A 13829-nucleotide genomic window follows, 5' to 3' on the forward strand; every position below is an offset into this window, starting at 1 on the left:
AATGAAAAAAGAGTGTAGCATCATTCGTGATATGTTGCCGTTGTATTTTGAAAATATGGTGAGCGAAGATACAGCAGAATTTGTAAAAAAGCACATCGAAAATTGTCCTGATTGTGCTGCTGAACTTAAAGCCATGAAATCGGGCAAAGAAATTAGCGAGACAGAACCCTCAAAAAGAGAAAGTGACGCAAAAGTGATAACAGCAGTAAAAAAGAAGATAGCAAAAAAAATTGTAAAAACTGTTGCTGTTGTGTGTTTGGCATTTGCGGGATTACTTAGTGCAGTATTGCTATATACAGGTATTGGTCATCCTGTTACCCGGGACAACATTTCACTTTCCACAAAAACTGAAAGTGGATATAATTATATTATTTTAGAAACTGAAGCAGGAAAATCACTATTCTTTGATTCAAAAACAGAAGATATTGTTAATGATAAAAATGAAATATGTGGACAGAAAATCACTCTATACAACTTGCAATATCATAACAATTTTTCACAAAAGAATAATCTTATAAGCTGGGGGAGTCCTACAAATACCAAAGCTAAATACATGGAATTGGTTGTTGAATTAGGAAATGATACATTACGAATATCTAATGCAGAGTAAAGACAATCACCTGTAAATAGCAAACCCAGCCGAGCCAGTCAACGGCAAGTGAATGGGCTTCGCCCACCGTTGACAGCCTCGACTGTCCTTGCTGGTGGGTAATCAAGGGGCGACAGCAAAAAAGTGCTGCCGCCCTTTCCCATAATCGAAGAAAGGGGGATTTTCCATGACTGAACAGGAAGCCTATCAAGAACATATCCGCTATACCCATGATACCTATTGCCGGATTGTTATTCGCCATGCATCCTTTGACGCTGCCCGTATGCTGGCAGCGAGGTGGAAACGGGAAATCTCCCTTGAATACTTGATTGAAGAAAAGTTTGTCCCACTAAGCACCATAGACGAGTATTTTCAAGTGCCGGACTATGGCGAAACTTATCTGTTTTCTGTCCGGGGGCAGACGATATTTTTAGATAGCTGCTCCCTTGCGGCTGCTCTTGCCCGGCTGCCGGAACAGACGCAGGAGGAAATCTTTTTATATTACTTCCAGCACTTGACGCAGAAAGAAATCGGAGAACAAAGCGGCTGGACACGCAGCACAATCGGGCGGCATATTCAGCTTGCCTTGAAGCGGCTGAAAGAGGAAATGGAGGTGCTGTCCCATGAGTAACCGACTTCTCACCTATGACACGATAATAAAGGCACATGAGGGCGACCCCATAGCGATACAGGCTGTCCTTGACCGCTACGCCGGATATATCCGCTACTTCTCCAAGATGAACGGCTATTATAACTCTGATATGGAGGACTACATCAGAATAAAGCTGATTGAAAGCCTGTTCAAGTTCCGGCTTGACCGATAACATAAAAACTGAATATCCCGCCGCCCCGCAGCGGCACACAAAGCAGTAAATCCGAAAAAGATTTGCTGCTTTTTTTACGCCCATTTTTGGCAAATCGGGAAAGTGTCGGTACTGGTATGTGAACAAGGAAATTTCCCGTTTTCTATCAAACAGCGGGCAAGACACCATTTCCGAAACGCCTTATTGTCGGGAAAGACCGAGCCGCCGGAAAAGTTCTTGCCGGAAAGTCCGTCATTTTTGCTATTTGCGGTGTTGTAGGGAGTAAGGGGGAGAATGCCAGCCCGCAGCCTTTTATAAAAAAGCTGGTATAGATTTCCCGAAAAAGTGACAGTAGCAAGTGAACGGCAGTCCGGCAGTTTCTTAGAGCAAGATTCTACCGCAGTACCAAAATTCGCTTTTCGCTCATTTTGCCCCTGCGGGAATCTTGTTGGGGAGTGCCTTCCCCAAACCCTGCTTATGCGGCTTGCGCCGCTTAAAAATCCCTCAAAATATTTTTTCGGATTTTTCAAAAACAGTTCCGCTTCACACCCCGTTTTTCTCCTATTAGTGAGAGGACACCACGCACAGAAAGGAGGTCAACCACCTATGAAACGATATAACATGCCCCACCGCAGCAGGGTAGTCAAGACCCGGCTGACCGATGAAGAATACGCCGACTTTACCGCCCGGCTTGCCCCTTATGGTATGAGCCAGTCCGAATTTATCCGGCAAGCCATTACACGGGCAACCATACGCCCCATTGTTACCGTTTCCCCGGTCAATGATGAATTGCTTGCCGCTGTCGGGAAGCTGACCGCCGAATACGGCAGGATCGGCGGCAACCTCAATCAGATTGCCCGGTATCTGAACGAATACGGCGTACCGTATAACGCCCTGTCCGGCGAAGTCCGAGCCGCCATTTCCGACCTTGCAGCCTTGAAGTTTGAAGTCTTGCAGAAAGTGGGTGAAGCTGTTGGCAACATTCAAACATATCAGCTCTAAAAATGCCGACTACGGAGCAGCGGAAGCCTACCTCACTTTTGAGCATGACGAGTTTACCATGAAACCCACCCTTGATGAAAACGGGCGGCTTGTTCCCCGTGAGGGCTACCGCCTTGCCACGCTGAACTGCGGCGAAGAAGATTTTGCTGTTGCCTGTCTGCGCTCCAATCTCCGCTATGGCAAGAACCAAAAACGGGAAGATGTGAAATCCCACCACTATATCATCAGCTTTGACCCACGGGACGGAACGGACAACGGTCTGACCGTTGATAAGGCGCAGTCGCTGGGCGAGGAATTTTGCAACGAGCATTTCCCCGGACACCAAGCCATTGTCTGCACCCACCCGGACGGGCACAATCACTCTGGCAACATTCATGTGCATATCGTCATAAACAGCTTGCGGATTGAAGCCGTCTCGCTTCTGCCCTACATGGACAGACCAGCGGACACGAAGGACGGCTGCAAGCACCGCTGCACAGACGCAGCTATGGAATATTTCAAGTCCGAAGTCATGGAGATGTGCCACCGGGAAAATCTGTATCAGATTGACCTTTTGCATGGCAGCAAGAACCGAGTGACCGAGCGTGAATACTGGGCGCAGAAGAAAGGGCAGCTTGCCCTTGATAAAGAGAACGCCGCCAGAGAAGCCACCGGACAGCCGACCAAGCCCACCAAGTTTGAAACGGACAAGGCGAAGCTGCGCCGGACGATACGGCAGGCACTTTCCCAAGCTGGCAGCTTTGACGAGTTTGCTTCCCTGCTTTTGCGGGAGGGCGTAACTGTCAAGGAGAGCCGGGGGCGGCTTTCCTACCTCACGCCGGACAGGACAAAGCCTATCACAGCCCGGAAGCTGGGGGACGATTTTGACAAGGCTGCTGTCCTTGCCCTGCTCACGCAGAACGCCCACAGAGCCGCCGAACAGACCACAGCCATACCCGAATACCCCCACACCCAAAAGGAACGCTTGCGAGAGGAAAAAACCGCAAAAACCGCCCCGGCAGACAACACCTTGCAGCGCATGGTTGACCGGGAAGCCAAGCGAGCTGAGGGCAAGGGCGTGGGCTATGACCGTTGGGCTTCCCTGCACAACCTCAAACAGATGGCGGCTACCCACAACTTCCTCATGGAGAACGAACTGCTTGACCTTGACAAGCTGGACGCAGCCGTGGAGAGCAGCCGGAAAGCTCTTTCCGAAGCAAGGGAAAGTCTGCGGGGCATTGAGCAGAGCATTTCCGACAAGAAAAGTCTGCGAAAGGTTGTCAACGATTACCGCCGCACCCGCCCCACCATTGACGCTCATAAAAAGCTGTCCGGCAGAAAAGCGGAGAACTACCGCCAGTCCCACGAAGCGGAATTTATCATCTATGAAGCTGCCCTGCGCCAGCTAAAGGTGCTTGCACCGGGAAAGAAGCTGCCCGCCACTTCCAAGCTGAATACGGAGATTGAAGCCCTCATTTCCGAGAAAAACGCAGCTTACAACACCTACCGCACCGCAAAAGCCGAGTATGAGCAGCTTGCCACCGCCAAACGGAACGCAGAGCAGATACTACACGGCACACCGAGCCGACAGAAAAAGCATGAACAGGAGCGTTAAAAACCGCCCCGAAATGATACCGAAACCATACAAAAGGCAGGGGGGTATGCCATACCCTATCCGCAATACCCCTGACCTTTCCAACGGGGCTTACAGGGCAGATTTTTCCCGAAAATGGCACCGGGAACATACAGATTTTGCCCCTGTCCCCTCATACCCGACCAAACCGAAGAAAGGAGCGTTTTTTCATGCCGAGAATGAGCAAGAAGCGGCGGCTGGAATGGGCGTTCTTCCTCAATGAGCGAAACCGCATTACTTTCAATGCCCTTTGCCGGGGCTGTACCCATGACTGCAAGCAGAGTTTTAGGGCTATCGTGGTACTCTGCCCCCGGTATTATTCAAAGAGATGGAAAGCCCGCCCCACAGATAAGGAGAACCAAGATTATGTCAGATAACCGCAAATATTATTACCTCAAACTGAAAGAAAGCTATTTTGACGATGACGCTATCGTGCTGCTGGAAAGTATGCAGGACGGTATGCTGTATTCCAATATCCTCTTGAAGCTGTACTTAAAATCGCTGAAATACGGCGGCACTTTGCAGCTTGACGAAAATATCCCCTACACCGCCCAAATGATAGCCACCATTACCCGCCAGCAGGTCGGCACAGTCGAGAGGGCTTTGCAAATCTTTATGAAACTGGGGCTTGTTGAACCGCTGGACAACGGGGCTTTGTATATGAGCAATATCGAGCTTTTCATCGGTCAGTCCTCTACCGAGGGGGAGCGTAAGCGCAGGGCAAGAATGAAGATTTCAGAGCAAAAACGGCTTAGTGGACAAGTGTCCGAAGCAAAAGCGGACATTTGTCCACCAGAGATAGAGATAAAGAAAGAGATAGATATAGAGATAGAAAAAGAGAGAGAGTTAAAACCGGGACGAGCCGCCCCCGCAGCTTACGGCAGATATAAAAATGTGATTTTGACAGATACAGAGCTTTCTGAACTGAAAGCAGAACTGCCCGACAAATGGGAGTATTACATTGACCGGCTATCCGGCTATATCGCTTCTACCGGGAGGAAATACAAGAACCATGCCGCCACTATCCGCAGATGGGCGGCTGACGATACCGCTAAAGCTGCCCCGAAAAAGGGCATACCCGATTACAGCTACAAGGAGGGAGAAAGTCTATGAAACCAGCTTTTGAAGATATGAGTTTACAGATACCAGCAGCCACCGCCGAGCCGGAGGACTACACAGGTGAGGACGGTCTACTCTACTGCGGCAAGTGCCGGACACCGAAAGAAGCCTATTTTCCGGCTGATAAGGTTGCCCTGTTCGGGCGTGACCGACACCCGGCAGAGTGTGACTGCCAGCGGGCGCAGCGCATGGAGCGTGAAGCCGCCGAACAGCAGAGAAAGCACCGGGACAAGGTAGAAGAACTGAAACGCCTGGGCTTTACCGACCCGGCTATGCGGGAATGGACTTTTGCCAATGACAACGGCAGAAACCCGCAGATGAAAACCGCCCGTTTCTATGTGGAGCATTGGGAGGACATGAAAGCCGGGAACATCGGCTATCTGCTCTGGGGCAGCGTCGGCACAGGCAAAAGCTACCTTGCCGGGTGCATTGCAAACGCCCTCATGGAGCAGGAAATCTCCGTAAAAATGACGAACTTCGCCGCTGTCCTCAATGACCTTGCCGCCACCTTTGAGGGCAGGAACGAATATATTTCCAAGCTCTGCCGCTATCCGCTGCTTATTCTTGATGATTTTGGAATGGAGCGTGGAACAGAGTACGGCTTAGAGCAGGTCTACAATGTGATTGACAGTCGTTACCGAAGCGAAAAGCCGCTGATCGTCACGACCAATCTAAGCCTTGACGAGCTGAACAATCCCCCGGACACAGCCCACAAGCGGATTTATGACCGGGTAACAGAGATGTGTACCCCTGTCTGCTGCTCCGGCGTGAATTTCCGCAGGGAAAAGGCACAGGAGAAAATGGAACGGCTGAAAAAGCTGATGAACGATTGAAAGGAGTTTGCCTATGACCGATAAAAAAGAGCATATCAAACACAGCATGAAAAGCACCGCACCCGCCGACTGCGTGACGGAAATCCGCATAGGGAACTCTGTTCTTGTGGTGTCCGGCTTTTTCAAGCAGAGTGCCACGGAAACCGCAGCCGACAAAATGGCTAAGGTGCTGGAAGCGGAAGCTGCTACACAAAAATCGGCAATATGACGGGCGGTAAAGAAGCATTTTTCACATTTTGCCGCTATACACGCCGCCCCGCCATGTGGTACAATCGAAGTACGGAATAGTGGGGCTGGCTGTCAGAAACGGAGGAAACCATGTTAAGACAGACAACCCAAAACCTTATTACCGCCCTTTATCCGAGATTATCCCATGAAGATGAATTGCAGGGGGAGAGCAACTCTATATCCAACCAAAAGCGCATTTTAGAAACCTACGCCAAGCAGAACGGCTTTACCAATCTCTGCTGGTACACGGACGATGGTTATAGTGGTGCGAACTTCCAAAGACCCGGGTTTCAAGCCATGCTTGCAGACATTGAAGCCGGAAAAGTCGGCACAGTCATAGTCAAGGATATGTCACGTTTAGGGCGAAATTATCTCCAAGTGGGAATGTACACAGAAATGCTTTTCCCACAGAAAGGCGTCCGCTTTATCGCTATCAATGACGGAGTGGACAGCGCAATGGGCGACAACGATTTTACCCCGCTGCGTAATCTTTTCAACGAATGGATGGTGAGAGATACGAGCAAAAAAATCAAGGCAGTTAAGAAAGCAAAAGGTCTAAGCGGAAAGCCTGTTACCAGCAAGCCCGTGTACGGCTACCTCATGGACGATGACGAGAATTTCATCATTGACGAGGAAGCCGCCCCGGTAGTCAAGCAGATTTACCAGCTTTGCCTTGCCGGAAACGGGCCTACCAAGATAGCCCGTATGCTGACCGAGCAGCAAATCCCCACGCCGGGGACGCTGGAATACCAGCGCACAGGCAGCACACGCCGCTACCACCCCGGCTATGAATGTAAGTGGGCGACCAATACTGTTGTTCATCTTCTGGAAAACCGGGAGTACACAGGCTGTCTTGTGAACTTCAAGACGGAAAAACCGTCCTACAAGATGAAGCACAGCATAGACAATCCCATTGAGAAACAGGCGATTTTCGAGAACCACCATGAGCCAATCATCGACTTGCAGACATGGGAACGGGTGCAGGAGTTACGCAAGCAGCGCAAACGCCCCAACCGCTACGATGATGTGGGCTTGTTCTCCGGCTTGCTGTTCTGCGCCGACTGCGGTCATGTGATGTACCAGCAGCGGTATCAGACCGACAAGAGAAAGCAGGATTGCTACATCTGCGGCAGCTATAAGAAGCGCACCGCCGACTGTACGGCGCACTTCATTCGCACCGACCTTTTGACGGCGGGTGTGCTGGACAATCTGCGGAAAGTGACCGCCTATGCACAGAAGCACGAAGCCCGGTTCGTGAAGCTGCTTATCCAGCAGAATGAAATGGGCGGCAAGCGGAAGCTGGCGGCGGCAGCCAAGCAGCTTGAACAGGTGCAGAGCCGCATTGCAGAACTTTCCCGCTACATCAAGCGTCTGTATGAGGACAATGTAAACGGGAAAATCAGTGATGAGCGTTTCATGGAAATGTCCGCAGACTACGAAGCCGAGCAGCGGGAACTGAAAGACAGAGCCGCCGCTTTGCAGGGCGAGCTGGACAAGGCACAGGAAGCTACGGTAAACGCTGAAAAGTTTATGAGCGTTGTCCGCAAGTACCTTTCTATCGAAGAACTGACACACACTCTTTTGCGTGAAATGGTGGAGAAAATCGTTGTTTATGAATGTGAGTATGACGAGAACGAAGTACGCCGCCAGCGCATTGATATTTATTACAGCTTTGTAGGCAAGATTGACTTGCCCGAAGAATAAAGCCCGACCTATCCGACACCCTGCGCAAGTGCCGGATAGGAACGGCAAAATTTTTTACACTTCTATTACTTCTTTATCACACATAAGCAAAGTCTCAGGGTATGAAACAGCTGATGGCTGGCGGCGGCGTGGCACTGATCGGCACGACTCTGGTGCCGCTGCTTTCTGGACTTTTTGGTTAAACAGAAAGCATACGAGGTTGGAATTCTGATGAGGGCGGCGGTGAGCCGCCCTTTTACATAGCCAGGTTTCTGATTGGAATTGGAGACCTGGCTATTTTTTTGCCCTTTTGTAGGTGCACATGCAGGGGGACATTCACTATTCATCATCCCGTAAGGGCGCATTGTACAAGGAGGTACACATTTATGGCATTTTTCAACAGCGCAGTAACCGTTCTTCAGACCCTCGTTATCGCACTGGGTGCCGGTCTCGGCATCTGGGGAGCAATCAACCTGCTGGAAGGCTACGGCAACGACAACCCTGGTGCCAAGTCTCAGGGTATGAAACAGTTCATGGCTAATTAAAGGGAACAAAAAAGAAAGGAAAACCAATCCAGACGGTATCAGCGGCAGGATACAAGAATAAATTGTGATTTCACAAGATTGGTGCTATAATAAGAGAAAAGTTCCTGCCGGGGCAGCCGCCCCGGTGGTATGGATAGAAAGGCAGGAAAACAATATGCACATCAGCTATAAACCACTCTGGCACACACTGTTAGAGCGTGATATGAGGAAAGAGGATTTAAGGCTTGCCGCTGGTATGACAACGAATATGATTGCCAACATGAGCAAAGAGGGAAAGCACATCAGCATGGATACATTAGCCCGTATCTGCGAAACGCTGAATTGTGAGATTACCGATGTGATTGAGTTAGTACCAGACGAGCCTGCTTCCACAGGAGGTAAGGAACATGAGAGAATTGAAACCAAGAATAACGGAAAACGGAATTGATTATATCCTTGTCGGAGGTTACTACATCCCGGACTTGAAACTGCCGGAGGAACACCGCCCTATCGGAAAGTACGGACGGATGCACCGGGAATATTTAAGGGAAGTCCACCCAGCCAGATTGAATACATTGATACTGACCGGAGAATTGTGGACATATCTTGCAGACCTGAACGAACAGGCACAGGAACGGTTAGACACTATCATGGAGCAGATGAAAGCCACCGAGGGCGTGACAGAGGAATTGAAGCGAACTCAACAAATGGAATGGGTGCAGCGTTGTAATAACATTCACAACCGGGCAGAAGAAATTGTTTTGCATGATATAATTTATTCATACGGGAGTAATTAAATCGGAGGTATATAAGATGATTGAAATTGTATTTGGTGAAAGTGCCTGTGGAAGTTTGAAAATTGCCCAAACTTACGGTAAGGGAAAGTATAGAGGAAGTGCAGTTTCGGTCTTTATGAGGCACGAAGATGGGAGTGTTCCATCTTCAGATGAAATGAAAGAAGCACAAATTCAAGCACAGGAACAAGAACATATTGCTTGGGAGAATGCTATTCCATTGGGAGGCAAGAGCAGTGATGTTTATTGTTTTGATATGGCTCTTAGTGTGGGAGATATTTCTGATAATGGAATTGGCGAACAGCGGAAAAATGTTCTCAAGAAAATGCTGTCTGTCTGGTTTGTAGAGGATTTAGACTATCAGGTTGAAGAAAAAATACAGAAAATTAAAACTACATTGTCTTCGGTTATTGAACGATATGTAGCTGGGGAAGAAGTTCGTATTTGGTATAGCTATAATCCGGATGAACTTTGCGGTATGTACTGGCTTATGAAACAACTTCGACCATTAAACTGTCAGACAACAATTTATTTGGTTAAGTTACCTGCCTGGGAATATGGAAAAGAAAATACTATGACATCCAAAATAGCATGGGGTGAGGTTTCTCCTGGCGAATGGGGAAAATATATAACTCTACAAGAAAAAGCTAAGCCTGTATTTCTTTCAGCTTGTGCTATGAAATGGAATCAACTTCAAAATGAAAATGCACCTTTGCGTGCAATGCTAAATGGTAAATTGCAAAGTGTTTCAGAAGATATATATGATAGTTTCATTCTTCGTGAAATTGCGGAACAGCCAGAGCAATTCAAAATGGCTATTGTTATAGGTAATGTTTTAGGAAAATATCAACTTGGAATTAGTGATGTATGGATTTCTAATCGCATTGATAAAATGCTTGAAGATGGTGTGTTGGAAATTATACAGGACGCACCAAAGGGAGAAACAAATTATCGCCGGATATTAAGAAAACGAATGAAATAATAACCACAGCAAGAACGAGACCATCCCATATTTTGTGTAAACCTCCAAGGTGGTGTATAATAGAAGCACCACAGTGGAGGTTTTATTATGGCAAGAAAGAAACGCACACCGGAAGAAAATGCCCGCAGGGAAAAGATCAGAGAGCTGTTGCGGATGGCGAACATCGGCAGCATGGACGACATCCAGAGCCTGTTCAAAGAGACGATTGCCGAGTTCATGGAAAACGGCCTTGATGCTGAGCTGGACGACGAACTGGGCTACAGCAGGTACGACTATAAAAATAAGGACACGGACAACAGCCGGAACGGGCACAGCAGCAAAACGCTGCGCACCAGCTTCGGTGATGTGGAGATATCCGTGCCCCGGGATCGTAAGGGGGAATTTGAGCCTCAGGTGCTGAAGAAAAACCAGACCAGCATCAGTCAGGACATTGAGGAGAAGATCCTGTCCATGTACGCCAAGGGCATGACCACGTCGGATATAGAGACCCATATTCAGGAGATCTACGGCGTAGAGGTATCTGACACGACCGTAAGCCGCATCACGGACAAGATTCTCCCTATCGCAAAAGAATGGCAGCAGCGGCCGTTGGAGAGCGTCTACGCGGTGGTTTTCATGGATGCCATCCACTACCATGTCCGCAGCGAAGGGCAGATCGTGAAGAAGGCAGTCTATATCGCCATCGGTATTGATCTAGACGGCAGGAAAGATGTTCTGGGCATGTGGGTCGGTGAAAATGAAAGCGCCAAATACTGGGCAACGGTACTCAACAGCCTGAAAAACCGCGGAATTGAGGACATTTTTATCGCCTGCACAGATAATTTGACCGGGTTTTCCACTGCCATTGAAGCCGTATTTCCTAAAACGGAAATCCAGAACTGTATTATCCATCAGCTCCGAAATTCCAGCAAATATGTATCCTACAAGGACATAAAGGCACTCATGGCAGATTTGAAGGCAGTCTACGCCGCAGTCGATGAGGCTGCTGCGCTGGACGCTCTGGACACCTTTTCTGAACGCTGGGACAAAAAATACCCGAAGATCGCTCCGTCCTGGCGGGAGAATTGGCCCAACCTGAGTACCTATTTCAAATATCCCCAGGAGGTGCGCCGCCTGATCTATACGACCAACGCAATTGAGGGCTTTAACCGGCAGCTTCGGAAAGTGACCAAGGCAAAATCGGTATTCCCTACGGATGACAGTCTGCTGAAGATGCTGTATCTGGCCATGATGGATATTACGAAGAAGTGGACCGGAAGGCGGCAGGACTGGAGCGTAATTCACGCACAGTTAGCGGTGTTCTTTGCCGACCGCATGCCGGACTGACCGGCTGCAACCGGAATGTCAAGAGTCGAGATGAACGGAGGCTGACACCTCTGCCCTTGACATCCCCTCGAAGCGCTGTTATTTTTGTAGAAAAGGCGGCAGCAGCTTGCGCCGCTCCCGCCTTAAAATATTTTTGCTCTATTTTGCACCACAATTTAGCGTTTACACAAAATTTGGGATTGACCCGCAAGAACCGCTGCTACATGGAAGGCACCCCAACCATGCAACAGCGGTTTTTTTTACCGTTTTTTCCTCTGGCTGATAGGCGTTCCCATTTTCTTTGATTTTTTGAGAATCCGAATCAGCCAGCGAAATTCTTCGTCTGACAGATTTTTATAGTTGATACCGAGCTGCTTGCAGTAAAGGACAACCAGCTTTTCATCCCGGCTGCCCTTGAAATTTTCGACTGCTTCGAGATTTTCTTTCAATTCATCGGCAACGGTGGTCTGGGGCGCACTCTCACTGTCCTTTTTGTGGGCTTCCCGAATATCCCGGATAATCAGGTTGAGGTCATCCAGAACCATGTGACTGAAATACTCATCATCACTGATATGGGCGGCTTGCAGCACTTTCAAATGCGGGTCATCTTCGCCTGGGCGATACCGTTCAATGATTTCATGCCGGACGGTATCGACAAGTGCATTGAGGTTTTGAATCTGCATGGTAGCAATCCCGTCCACATAAATCTCAATGTCTGCAAGAAACTTGATGAAATCTTTATGTGTAGCAAGCTCACAGAGCAGACGGTTGTTAATCCGACCGCTTTTCAGCAGTGCCACCATCTCATCATTCAAATGCAGCTCCGTCAATGGTGTGTTGATCTGCTCCCTGTTCTCTGTCCGGCACAGTAGATAATCAACAGAGACCCCATAGAAGTCTGCCAGCGTGATAAGGTTGCCATGATTGATTTCCTTAAAATCCTCTTTTTCATAACTTCCAAGAGCTGATTTGGAAATGCCTGTCAGCTTTGATAGTTCTTCCAGATTTAAGCCTTTGTCCTTGCGGAGTTCCCAAAGGCGTTCCTGTATGCTTGTTGCTCCTTTCATGGGCGCACGCTCCTTTCCAATGGTTTCATTGCTGCCGCTTATCTGGATTATATCACACTTTCCGCAATCGTGGAAATTTCTGATTTTTACCCCTAATTCCTACTTTGTGGACATACGGCACAGGGCACAAAAATGTTCTATGATACAGGTAGTTCATCGATGGATTATTCCAATCGAATGACCAGCCTGTGTGGGATATGCTTCCCTGGCGATGTAGCGCCATGACTTTTGGCAGGGATATGGAGGAACCCTGACCAAAACGAGCGTACCAAAGGGAGCGATACGCCGCTGTGAGATTCAGGGGAGGAACGACACCGGGGAGAACTGGCGAACTGACACCGAAATGATACCGAAACACGACAATGTGATAGGGGGATAGTCTACCCTATCGCTGATACTTCGGGAGATTTTAAGCGGCTCTATGACCGCAATTTTGCCGAAAATCGCCCCGAAACCATACACGAAAACGGGAGGAAGCGCAATATGCCGAGAATGAGCAAAAAGAGGAAGCTTGAGCTTTCCTTTTACCTCAATGACCGGGGGCGTGTCACTTACAACGAATTGTGCCGGAAATGCCAGCATGGGTGCAAGCAGAGCTTCCGGGCGGTTGTGATTGACTGCCCCCGTTATTTATCCAAACGAGCAAAGAAAAAGGAGGAATACACCGAATGAATTTTGAATTTATGACGATAGACACACCCTTGCCACCCTGTATGCCATTCCCCAGAGCGTTGACAGGGTTTCCAGTCAGCAGCACCGCAAAGGTCATGTACTGCCGGATGCTGGACGCTATGCTCTCCAAAGGACAGGAGGACGAAAACGGAATCCTGTTTGTCTGCTTCCCTGTCACAGCCATTGCCGCAGTCTTGTCCCGCAGCCCCATGACGGTCAAGCGTTCTTTGAATGAACTGGAAACCGCCGGACTTATCATGCGGGTGCGTCAGGGCGTTGGAGAGCCGAACAGGATTTATGTGCTGATACCGGGAAAGGAGGACGCTGCCCTTGCCTGATACCTCAAAGCTGGAAAAACTCAATCGGGAGTTGGAGAAAAGCGAAAAGAAACTGCGGAAAGCCATCAATGATGAAAAGGCATTGCAGCACCAGTTAAAGCAGCTTACCCGAAAGGAACGGACGCACCGGCTCTGTACTCGTGGCGGTATGCTGGAAAGTTTTCTGCAAGAGCCGGAACGCCTGACAGATGATGATGTCATGCTGTTGTTGAAACTCATTTTTCACAGGCAGGACACGCAGGAACTATTGAAAAAACTGCTGGAACGGGAGAAGCCGG

At 48.9% G+C, this 13829-nt stretch carries 19 protein-coding genes and 2 pseudogenes; 19 read left to right on the top strand and 2 right to left on the bottom strand.

Features of this window, described 5'->3' with window-relative positions:
• Window position 1 precedes the first annotated feature (1 nt).
• The 3 genes from DWY84_RS14010 to DWY84_RS14020 all read left to right on the top strand — a co-directional run bounded on the left by DWY84_RS14010 (window position 2) and on the right by DWY84_RS14020 (window position 1413).
• Window positions 2-610, top strand: a complete 609-nt coding sequence (locus DWY84_RS14010; RefSeq protein ID WP_117471332.1) for a zf-HC2 domain-containing protein — start codon at window positions 2-4, stop codon at window positions 608-610.
• Window positions 611-776: 166 nt separating this feature from the next.
• Complete coding sequence (locus DWY84_RS14015) at window positions 777-1220, top strand: sigma-70 family RNA polymerase sigma factor (protein ID WP_117471331.1); 444 nt, start codon at window positions 777-779, stop codon at window positions 1218-1220.
• Window positions 1213-1413, top strand: a complete 201-nt coding sequence (locus DWY84_RS14020) for a helix-turn-helix domain-containing protein (RefSeq protein ID WP_117471330.1) — start codon at window positions 1213-1215, stop codon at window positions 1411-1413. The genes DWY84_RS14015 and DWY84_RS14020 overlap by 8 nt, the downstream gene beginning before the upstream one ends.
• Window positions 1414-1487: 74 nt before the next feature.
• Here DWY84_RS14020 and DWY84_RS17825 read toward each other — a convergent pair whose 3' ends face one another.
• Window positions 1488-1922 carry a hypothetical protein gene (locus DWY84_RS17825; protein WP_243024869.1) on the bottom strand — a complete coding sequence of 145 codons (435 nt, stop codon included), beginning with the start codon at window positions 1920-1922 and terminating at the stop codon, window positions 1488-1490.
• Window positions 1923-1998: 76 nt separating this feature from the next.
• Between DWY84_RS17825 and mobC the strand changes: the two genes are divergently transcribed.
• The 13 genes and pseudogenes from mobC to DWY84_RS14090 all read left to right on the top strand — a co-directional run bounded on the left by mobC (window position 1999) and on the right by DWY84_RS14090 (window position 11495).
• Window positions 1999-2394: a plasmid mobilization relaxosome protein MobC gene (mobC, locus tag DWY84_RS14030; RefSeq protein ID WP_009255338.1), complete on the top strand. Its 396-nt coding sequence runs from the start codon at window positions 1999-2001 to the stop codon at window positions 2392-2394.
• Window positions 2366-3988, top strand: a complete 1623-nt coding sequence (locus DWY84_RS14035) for a relaxase/mobilization nuclease domain-containing protein (protein WP_118533988.1) — start codon at window positions 2366-2368, stop codon at window positions 3986-3988. Before mobC ends, DWY84_RS14035 begins: the two co-directional genes overlap by 29 nt.
• Before the next feature lie 188 nt (window positions 3989-4176).
• Complete coding sequence (locus DWY84_RS14040; RefSeq protein ID WP_009255336.1) at window positions 4177-4383, top strand: hypothetical protein; 207 nt, start codon at window positions 4177-4179, stop codon at window positions 4381-4383.
• Window positions 4373-5119 carry a phage replisome organizer N-terminal domain-containing protein gene (locus tag DWY84_RS14045; RefSeq protein WP_009255335.1) on the top strand — a complete coding sequence of 249 codons (747 nt, stop codon included), beginning with the start codon at window positions 4373-4375 and terminating at the stop codon, window positions 5117-5119. The genes DWY84_RS14040 and DWY84_RS14045 overlap by 11 nt, the downstream gene beginning before the upstream one ends.
• A complete protein-coding gene (locus tag DWY84_RS14050) occupies window positions 5116-5958 on the top strand; it encodes an ATP-binding protein (protein WP_009255334.1) in 843 nt (280 codons plus the stop codon). The genes DWY84_RS14045 and DWY84_RS14050 overlap by 4 nt, the downstream gene beginning before the upstream one ends.
• A gap of 13 nt (window positions 5959-5971) precedes the next feature.
• The gene (locus tag DWY84_RS14055) at window positions 5972-6166 is read left to right on the top strand and encodes a transposon-encoded TnpW family protein (protein WP_009255333.1); all 195 of its coding nucleotides are present in this window, start codon (window positions 5972-5974) and stop codon (window positions 6164-6166) included.
• A gap of 110 nt (window positions 6167-6276) precedes the next feature.
• A complete protein-coding gene (locus tag DWY84_RS14060) occupies window positions 6277-7890 on the top strand; it encodes a recombinase family protein (protein ID WP_009255332.1) in 1614 nt (537 codons plus the stop codon).
• 86 nt (window positions 7891-7976) lie between these two features.
• Window positions 7977-8072, top strand: a pseudogene (locus DWY84_RS17830) (Maff2 family protein); the annotation flags it as partial.
• A gap of 183 nt (window positions 8073-8255) precedes the next feature.
• Window positions 8256-8408, top strand: a pseudogene (locus DWY84_RS14070) (Maff2 family protein); the annotation flags it as partial.
• Window positions 8409-8568: 160 nt separating this feature from the next.
• Window positions 8569-8841 (top strand): helix-turn-helix domain-containing protein, encoded by a 273-nt coding sequence (locus DWY84_RS14075; protein WP_002593556.1) that lies wholly within the window; start codon window positions 8569-8571, stop codon window positions 8839-8841.
• Complete coding sequence (locus DWY84_RS14080) at window positions 8801-9190, top strand: TnpV protein (protein ID WP_118533989.1); 390 nt, start codon at window positions 8801-8803, stop codon at window positions 9188-9190. The genes DWY84_RS14075 and DWY84_RS14080 overlap by 41 nt, the downstream gene beginning before the upstream one ends.
• Window positions 9191-9206: 16 nt before the next feature.
• Complete coding sequence (locus DWY84_RS14085; RefSeq protein WP_014078537.1) at window positions 9207-10169, top strand: DUF3658 domain-containing protein; 963 nt, start codon at window positions 9207-9209, stop codon at window positions 10167-10169.
• A gap of 87 nt (window positions 10170-10256) precedes the next feature.
• A complete protein-coding gene (locus DWY84_RS14090; RefSeq protein ID WP_118533990.1) occupies window positions 10257-11495 on the top strand; it encodes an IS256 family transposase in 1239 nt (412 codons plus the stop codon).
• 239 nt (window positions 11496-11734) lie between these two features.
• Here DWY84_RS14090 and DWY84_RS14095 read toward each other — a convergent pair whose 3' ends face one another.
• Entirely contained in the window at window positions 11735-12541 is an 807-nt protein-coding gene (locus DWY84_RS14095) for a helix-turn-helix domain-containing protein (RefSeq protein WP_009296084.1), read from the bottom strand.
• 483 nt (window positions 12542-13024) lie between these two features.
• On the opposite strand from DWY84_RS14095, the gene DWY84_RS14105 reads away from it, so the two are divergent.
• The 3 genes from DWY84_RS14105 to DWY84_RS14115 form a co-directional block, all read left to right on the top strand.
• Complete coding sequence (locus DWY84_RS14105; RefSeq protein ID WP_118533992.1) at window positions 13025-13213, top strand: hypothetical protein; 189 nt, start codon at window positions 13025-13027, stop codon at window positions 13211-13213.
• Window positions 13210-13551: a DeoR family transcriptional regulator gene (locus DWY84_RS14110; protein WP_003020305.1), complete on the top strand. Its 342-nt coding sequence runs from the start codon at window positions 13210-13212 to the stop codon at window positions 13549-13551. The genes DWY84_RS14105 and DWY84_RS14110 overlap by 4 nt, the downstream gene beginning before the upstream one ends.
• Window positions 13544-13829, top strand: a 286-nt coding sequence (locus DWY84_RS14115; protein WP_117486012.1) for a DUF3847 domain-containing protein, incomplete at its 3' end; no start/stop codon positions are given. The genes DWY84_RS14110 and DWY84_RS14115, both read left to right, overlap by 8 nt.

The organism is Clostridium sp. AF27-2AA, from assembly GCF_003478505.1.
Taxonomy (GTDB): Bacteria; Bacillota; Clostridia; order Lachnospirales; family Lachnospiraceae; genus Brotaphodocola.

Excerpts from the sequence above, each read along its gene's own strand:
- DWY84_RS14040 (WP_009255336.1), top strand. The coding sequence starts at position 4,177 with ATGCCGAGAATGAGCAAGAAGCGGCGGCTGGAATGGGCGTTCTTCCTC.
- DWY84_RS14015 (WP_117471331.1), top strand. The coding sequence starts at position 777 with ATGACTGAACAGGAAGCCTATCAAGAACATATCCGCTATACCCATGAT.
- DWY84_RS14105 (WP_118533992.1), top strand. The coding sequence starts at position 13,025 with ATGCCGAGAATGAGCAAAAAGAGGAAGCTTGAGCTTTCCTTTTACCTC.
- mobC (WP_009255338.1), top strand. The coding sequence starts at position 1,999 with ATGAAACGATATAACATGCCCCACCGCAGCAGGGTAGTCAAGACCCGG.
- DWY84_RS14020 (WP_117471330.1), top strand. The coding sequence starts at position 1,213 with ATGAGTAACCGACTTCTCACCTATGACACGATAATAAAGGCACATGAG.
- DWY84_RS14085 (WP_014078537.1), top strand. The coding sequence starts at position 9,207 with ATGATTGAAATTGTATTTGGTGAAAGTGCCTGTGGAAGTTTGAAAATT.
- DWY84_RS14080 (WP_118533989.1), top strand. The coding sequence starts at position 8,801 with ATGAGAGAATTGAAACCAAGAATAACGGAAAACGGAATTGATTATATC.
- DWY84_RS14090 (WP_118533990.1), top strand. The coding sequence starts at position 10,257 with ATGGCAAGAAAGAAACGCACACCGGAAGAAAATGCCCGCAGGGAAAAG.
- DWY84_RS14060 (WP_009255332.1), top strand. The coding sequence starts at position 6,277 with ATGTTAAGACAGACAACCCAAAACCTTATTACCGCCCTTTATCCGAGA.
- DWY84_RS14075 (WP_002593556.1), top strand. The coding sequence starts at position 8,569 with ATGCACATCAGCTATAAACCACTCTGGCACACACTGTTAGAGCGTGAT.
- DWY84_RS14110 (WP_003020305.1), top strand. The coding sequence starts at position 13,210 with ATGAATTTTGAATTTATGACGATAGACACACCCTTGCCACCCTGTATG.
- DWY84_RS14010 (WP_117471332.1), top strand. The coding sequence starts at position 2 with ATGAAAAAAGAGTGTAGCATCATTCGTGATATGTTGCCGTTGTATTTT.
- DWY84_RS14045 (WP_009255335.1), top strand. The coding sequence starts at position 4,373 with ATGTCAGATAACCGCAAATATTATTACCTCAAACTGAAAGAAAGCTAT.
- DWY84_RS14055 (WP_009255333.1), top strand. The coding sequence starts at position 5,972 with ATGACCGATAAAAAAGAGCATATCAAACACAGCATGAAAAGCACCGCA.
- DWY84_RS14050 (WP_009255334.1), top strand. The coding sequence starts at position 5,116 with ATGAAACCAGCTTTTGAAGATATGAGTTTACAGATACCAGCAGCCACC.
- DWY84_RS14095 (WP_009296084.1), bottom strand. The coding sequence starts at position 12,541 with ATGAAAGGAGCAACAAGCATACAGGAACGCCTTTGGGAACTCCGCAAG.